The organism is Streptomyces sp. NPDC090106 (genome assembly GCF_044747265.1).
Classification (GTDB): Bacteria; Actinomycetota; Actinomycetes; order Streptomycetales; family Streptomycetaceae; genus Streptomyces.
In genome coordinates, this window is sequence record NZ_JBIVDS010000050.1 from 1 (window position 1) to 1,225 (window position 1,225).

At 69.5% G+C, this 1,225-nt stretch carries 2 protein-coding genes; both read left to right on the forward strand.

All coding sequences use genetic code 11. The features are described from left to right. Positions 1-831: methylmalonyl-CoA mutase family protein (locus ACIPSE_RS47240; protein WP_401676396.1), on the forward strand; the 831-nt coding region annotated here is incomplete at its 5' end. Further along, a partial coding sequence (locus ACIPSE_RS47245) for a methylmalonyl-CoA mutase family protein (protein ID WP_401676398.1) occupies positions 828-1,225 on the forward strand: 398 nt, incomplete at its 3' end. The genes ACIPSE_RS47240 and ACIPSE_RS47245, both read left to right, overlap by 4 nt.

The window sequence follows — 1,225 nt, forward strand, 5'->3', positions numbered from 1 at the left end:
TTGGCGGCGGGTGTGGGCGGGGCGGATTCGGTGACGGTGCTGCCCTTCGACGAGGCGCTGGGGCTGCCGAACGCGTTCAGCCGCCGTATCGCACGCAACACGTCGACGATCCTGATCGAGGAGTCGCATCTGGCGCGGGTGATCGACCCGGCGGGCGGTTCCTGGTACGTGGAGCGGCTGACCGACGAACTCGCCCTGGCGGGCTGGGAGTTCTTCCAGACCGTGGAACAAGCCGGTGGTCAGGAGGTCTTCTTGCGCACGGGAACTCTCGCCCGGACACTGGCCGGCACCTGGGCCGCTCGCGCGAGACGCCTTGCCACTCGGCGCGAACCCGTCCTGGGCGTGAGCGAGTTCCCTCTGCTCTCCGATAGGCCGGTGGAGCGCGAGCCCGCTCCCGCGCTGCTGTCCGGCGGGCTGCCGCAGGTGCGGCGTGATGACGCCTTCGAGGTGCTCCGCGCCCGTTCGGACGCGCATCTCGTGGCCACGGGTGCCCGTCCGCGGATCTATCTGGCCGCGCTGGGTCCGGCCGCCGCGCACACCGCGCGGCTGACGTTCGCCGCCAACCTGTTCCAGGCGGGCGGCGTCGAGCCGGTCACGGAGGGCACGTTCGAGGAGAGCGGGGCGCGCGAGGCGTGCCTGTGCTCCAGCGACGCGCTGTACGAGGAGCAGGCCGAGTCGACAGCTCATGCCCTGCGTGCGGCGGGTGCGCGGCACATCCTCCTGGCCGGTCGCCCCGAAGCGTTCCCGGGCGCCGACACCCACCTCTACGCGGGTTGTGACGTCGTGGACCTCCTGACACGTGTGCTCGACCGAATGGGAGTGGCCGCATGACCTCTCTGCCCGACTTCACCACGATCTCGCTCGGCAACCCGGTCGCTCACGCCGCCGAGGACCACTGGCGGGCCGCGATCAAAGAGGCCACGGGAACCAGCGCCGAGGACCTGACCTGGGAGACCCCGGAAGGCATTCCCGTCCAACCCCTGTACACGGCGGGTGATCTGGAGGGTCTGGATTTCCTGGGGACGTTTCCGGGTGTGACGCCGTTTCTGCGGGGTCCGTATCCGACGATGTATGTGAATCAGCCGTGGACGATCCGGCAGTACGCGGGTTTCTCGACGGCGGAGGAGTCGAACGCGTTCTACCGGCGGAATCTGGCGGCGGGTCAGAAGGGTCTGTCGGTCGCGTTCGATCTGCCCACGCACCGGGGTTACGACAGTGACCACGA